The organism is Cupriavidus basilensis, assembly GCF_029335485.1.
In the GTDB taxonomy this organism is placed as follows: domain Bacteria; phylum Pseudomonadota; class Gammaproteobacteria; order Burkholderiales; family Burkholderiaceae; genus Cupriavidus; species Cupriavidus basilensis_E.
The window spans coordinates 1-4,838 of sequence record NZ_JARJLM010000377.1 but is presented as its reverse complement, the minus strand read 5'-3'; the positions used below and the strand labels follow the sequence as shown (position 1 = coordinate 4,838).

Here is a 4,838-nt window from a genome sequence, read left to right as displayed (position 1 = left end):
CGAAAGGCTGCGGACAGGCGGAATGCGCCCGCGCGACGCAATGCGTCAGGCGGCGGGAGGGCGGCAGCGGGCTGCCGCGTCCCGGATTCAGGCGACGATGGGGGCGAGGGCGGCCGGCGGCGCGCGCGAGCGGAAGGGCTGGGGATGCTGCAGGTCCGGCCGGCGCCAGCCTACGCTGGAGGGGACCGGTGACTGATGATGCGACAGCGCTGGCATGACCGGCGTGCCGCAGTGGCTGGCGGCCACGGTGGCGCCGTCGAACAGCAGGCAGATATGGCCGGCCAGCCTGAGCGAGGGGGCCGGATCTGCGGGGACCTGGGTCCCGGCGGGCAAGCTTCCGGCGCTGTCGGCGGTGCCGGTGTCGTCCCCGGCGGCCGGGTCATCGGCGAACCAGGCCGCCGGCGCGGTGCCGGCCGCTTCGGCGGTGCTGCCGCCAAGGAGCGCCTGCAGCGGCTGGCCGGACAGGCCGCCGTGATGAATGCGGTGCGTCAGGCCCGCATGCTGGGCCAGCAGCAGGCACAGCACCAGCCATAGCGCGGGCCACAGGCCCAGGCCGCGGGCACGGCGCTGCTGGAGACGCTGCACGGCTTGCAGGCGCTGCGGGAATTCAGTGGCCATGTCCGCCGTGGTCATGGCAGCCGCAGTCCTCGCCATGCTCGTGGTCATGTCCGTCGTCCTCGTCGTCGAAGGCGTCGTCCCAGCTCGGGAAGGGATCGGGGTAACGGGCCCAGGCCTCGGGGCCCGCCGCCATTTCCGCATCGGTGAGCAGGCAGGCATCCAGCAGCGCTTCGAGCGCGGGGCGGTCGAGGTCCTGGCCGATCAGCACCAGTTCCTGGCGACGGTCGCCAAAGGGGGCGGGCTTGCCGTCCACCATCATGTCGGCTTCGAGCTCGGCGCGGCCCGCTTCGTCGTCCGGCCATTCGGCGGAATCCAGCGCGGCCCACCAGGCGCCGGCGCCGCCGTGGCGGCACACGCCGCCGGCCTGGCCCCAGGTGCCGGCCGCATGCATGCGCGTGGCCAGCCAGAAGAAACCCTTGGAGCGCAGCACATTGCCATGCTCGCGCAGCCACTCGGTGTGCATCAGGTCGGCAAAACGCTGCGGATGGAAGGGGCGGCGGCGGCGGTAGACGAAACTGCCGATGCCATAGGCCTCGCTCTCCGGCACGTGCTCGCCGCGCAGTTCGGCCAGCCAGCCCGGCGCCGCGGCGGCGGCGTCGAAGTCGAAGCGGCCGGTGTCGAGCACGCTGTCCAGCGGCACCTTGCCGAAGCTGGCCGGCACGATGGCCGCGCGCGGGTTCAGCGAATGCAGGATGCCGGCCAGGCGCTCGCGCTCGGCCTCGCTCACCAGGTCCAGCTTGTTGAGCACGATCACGTCGCAGAATTCGACCTGCTCGATCAGCAGGTCGACCACGGTGCGGTCGTCGTCCTCGTCGCGCGCCTGGCCGCGGTCCTGGAGATAGTCGGCTTCGTTGAAGTCCTGCAGGAAGTGGGCGGCGTCGACCACCGTCACCATGGTGTCGAGGCGGGCGATGGCGTCCAGCGCCACCCCGTGCTCATCCTCGAAGGTGAAGGTTTCGGCGATCGGCAGCGGCTCGGCCACCCCGGTCGATTCGACCAGCAGGTAGTCGAAGCGGCCCTCGCGCGCCAGCTTGCCGATCTCGGTCAGCAGGTCTTCGCGCAGGGTGCAGCAGATGCAGCCGTTGGTCAGCTCGATCAGGCGCTCGCCGGCCTGCGCCAGCATGCCGTCGCCGAGCAGGCGGGCGTCGATGTTGACGTCGGCCAGGTCGTTGACGATCACCGCCACCCGCTTGCCTTCGCGGTTGGCCAGTACGTGATTGAGCAGGGAAGTCTTGCCGGCCCCGAGAAATCCGGACAGCACGGTGACGGGCAGGCGATCGGCCATGGCATCGAGGCGCGCCGGGGCAGACCGGTGCGCATTATTGCAACAAAGTTGCGACTGTATCAGAAAGCGGGCGGGAAAGCAGGCGATTCGGGGCGCGCGCGGACCGCGGAAACCCCACCGTGCCTAATGATAGGCCGTGCCTGTGACACCACAAAGACGAAACGCGCCAAGGCCGCCAGCCCGCGGGCCGCAGGCGCCGCCAGCGGGCCCGCAAGCAAAACGGCCCGGAAAACCGGGCCGTCTGGCAACGCGGGGCCGGGCCCGGATCAATCGCCGAACAGCTTCTGGCGCAGCTCGCGGCGTTGCTGGGCTTCGAGCGAGAGCGTGGCGGTGGGGCGCGCCAGCAGGCGCGGCACGCCGATCGGCTCGCCGGTTTCCTCGCACCAGCCGTAGTCGCCCGACTCGATGCGGGCCAGCGACTGCTCCACCTTCTTGAGCAGCTTGCGCTCGCGGTCGCGCGTGCGCAGCTCAAGGGCGTGTTCTTCCTCGATGGTGGCGCGGTCAGCCGGATCCGGCACGATGACCGTTTCGCGCAGATGCTCGGTGGTCTGATCGGCGTTCTTCAGGATATCGTCGCGCAGCTGCTCAAGGCGATGTTTGAAGAAGGCGAGTTGCGCCTCGTTCATGTAATCCTTGTCGCCCATCTTCAGGATTTCAGCTTCAGTCAGAAGTTTATTGCTGCTCATGGTTGCTGCTGATTCTCTTGTTGATGCGACCGGCGGCGTCTTGGTCCGCTCGGGTGCAGTGTCCGGCCGCTTGCGCGGTGCGGACGTTTCGCTCTGGCTGGCTGCAGACTTGCTGCTTTGCGTGCCTCCCTTAGCCTCGCCCGCATCGGCATGCACCGTACTGCCGCGGGGAGCAGGCGCAGCCTCCATGGACTGCGCCTTCGGCGTCTGGGCCGCAGCGCTACTGGCCTTGCTGCGGCTTTCTTTCGTTTTCGTTGCGGCTACCACGGGACACCTCCCTCTCGCGTCGATCGGTGACGGCGCGTGACGGGTGCCCCAAGCGGAGGGCGGTCTCCGCATGAAGCACTGCGACCGCACCTGCCGGCAGCCCGCCTCATGCTGACGACGACCGCCGCCCTGCATTGCGCGGGCAGCATGGCCATGGACTACCCATAGGCTACGTTTCCCGCACTAAATCCAGCCTATTGTACTTGAACAAAAATTTTGGAGATATGGGAGAAAAGCGGGGAGTTTCCCCTGAGTTCTCGCGCCCCGCCGGCAAAGGGGGGCGGCAGGGGCGGGAGGCGATGGCCGGCGGACTCAGGCCAGGCAGGTGGCGAGACCCTTCAGAATCGCGTCCTTGGGCAGGTCCACACCGATGAAGACCATCTTGGTGCCGGGGGTTTCGTCGCCCCATTTGGCGCCGATATCGCTGCCCATCAGCTGGTGCACGCCCTGGAAAACCACCTTCCGGTCCACCGCGTCCATATAGAGCACGCCCTTGTAGCGCAGCAGGTTTTCCCCATAGACCGACAGGATCCCGGACAGGAATTCCTCCAGTTTGCCGTAATTGAAGGGTTTTTCGCTGCGGAAGACAAAGGAGCCGATGCGGTCCGTGTGGCGGTGGTGATGGTGGTGGTTGTGGCCATGGCCATGGTGGTCATGACCGCAGTCGTCGGCGCAATGCTCGCCATGCCCGTGGTCATGGCCGTGGCCGTGCGCATGGTCGTGATCGTGTTCCTCTGCCTCGGCGCGCAGGAAATCCGGGTCGATTTCCAGCTTCTCGTTCAGGTTGAAACCGCGAAGGTCAAAAATTGTGTCAATGGGCGCTTCGCCAAAATGCGCCGTGCGCACGGGCGCGCGCGGGTTCATGTGTAGCAGGCGGTGGCGCAGGTCGGCAATGTCGGCCTCGGCCACCAGGTCCGCCTTGGTGACGAAGATGGCGTCGGCAAAGCCGACCTGGCGCTGGGCTTCTTCCTGCTTGTCCAGTTGGAGGTTGGCGTGCTTGGCGTCCACCAGGGTGATCACCGCGTCCAGCAGATAGCGCTGGGCGATCTCGTCGTCCATGAAGAAGGTTTGCGCCACCGGGCCGGGATTGGCCACGCCGGTGGTTTCGATCACCACCCGGTCGAATTCGATCTCGCCGGCGTCGCGGCGGGTCATCAGCTGCGACAGCGCCGCCACCAGGTCGCCCCGGATGGTGCAGCAGATGCAGCCGTTGCTCATTTGCACGATCTGCTCGCGGCCATCCTGCACCAGGATCTCGTTGTCGATGTTTTCTTCGCCGAACTCGTTCTCGATCACGGCGATTTTCATGCCGTGCTGCTCGCTCAGGATGCGCTTGAGCAGGGTGGTCTTGCCGCTGCCGAGGAAGCCGGTCAGGATGGTGACCGGAATCAGTTTGGACATTGTTTTTCTCCGGGAATGGGCGCCGCTTGGCCTGTCGCGCGCGGGTAAGTGGTGTTTGTGGTGTTTGGGTGGCTTGTGCCGTGGTGCACGGTGGCGGGCTCGCCGCTCAGCCGTGCCGGCCGGGCGTTCGGGCGCCGCATTCGGCGCAAACGCCGCTGACGGTGAGTTCCACGTGCTCCACCGCGAAGCCGCTCGGGACCTTGGGCGCAGCTTGCGCCGGGACGCTGACGCCGTCCAGGCAGAAGGTGCGGTCGCAACGGTTGCAGTGGAAGTGGCTGTGCTGCCTGTGCACCTGCGCGCGCGCTGCCTCGTGTTCGACCAGGCTGAAGCGGAATACGCGGTCGGGACCGGCGCGCTTTTGCGACAGGCCCTGCTCCACCAGCCAGTCCAGCACGCGGTAGACGGTCACGCGGTCGATCGCTTCGCCGGCCGCCGGCAGGCGGTCGATCACGGCCTGGTGGGTCAGCGCTTCATCGCTGTCCATCAGGCAGGCCAGGATGGCAAGGCGCGGCTGGGTCACGCGGGCGCCCAGCTCGCGCAGGCGCTCGTGGGCTGCGTCCAGGGTGGCCGGCGCGGGCGTC

Annotated in this window: 5 protein-coding genes; all 5 read right to left on the bottom strand. The window is 67.7% G+C overall.

The features are described from left to right. Positions 1 to 87 precede the first annotated feature (87 nt). A complete protein-coding gene (locus tag P3W85_RS22475; RefSeq protein WP_276266403.1) occupies positions 88 to 633 on the bottom strand; it encodes a hypothetical protein in 546 nt (181 codons plus the stop codon). Further along, the gene (gene zigA, locus P3W85_RS22470; protein WP_276266402.1) at positions 608 to 1,903 is read right to left on the bottom strand and encodes a zinc metallochaperone GTPase ZigA; all 1,296 of its coding nucleotides are present in this window, start codon (positions 1,901 to 1,903) and stop codon (positions 608 to 610) included. Before zigA ends, P3W85_RS22475 begins: the two co-directional genes overlap by 26 nt. Before the next feature lie 266 nt (positions 1,904 to 2,169). Then, positions 2,170 to 2,856, bottom strand: coding sequence for an RNA polymerase-binding protein DksA (gene dksA, locus P3W85_RS22465; RefSeq protein WP_276266401.1), 687 nt, complete (start codon positions 2,854 to 2,856; stop codon positions 2,170 to 2,172). A gap of 312 nt (positions 2,857 to 3,168) precedes the next feature. After that, a complete protein-coding gene (locus P3W85_RS22460; protein ID WP_276266400.1) occupies positions 3,169 to 4,257 on the bottom strand; it encodes a CobW family GTP-binding protein in 1,089 nt (362 codons plus the stop codon). A gap of 106 nt (positions 4,258 to 4,363) precedes the next feature. Further along, on the bottom strand, positions 4,364 to 4,838 hold a 475-nt coding region (locus tag P3W85_RS22455; RefSeq protein ID WP_346430281.1), incomplete at its 5' end, for a Fur family transcriptional regulator.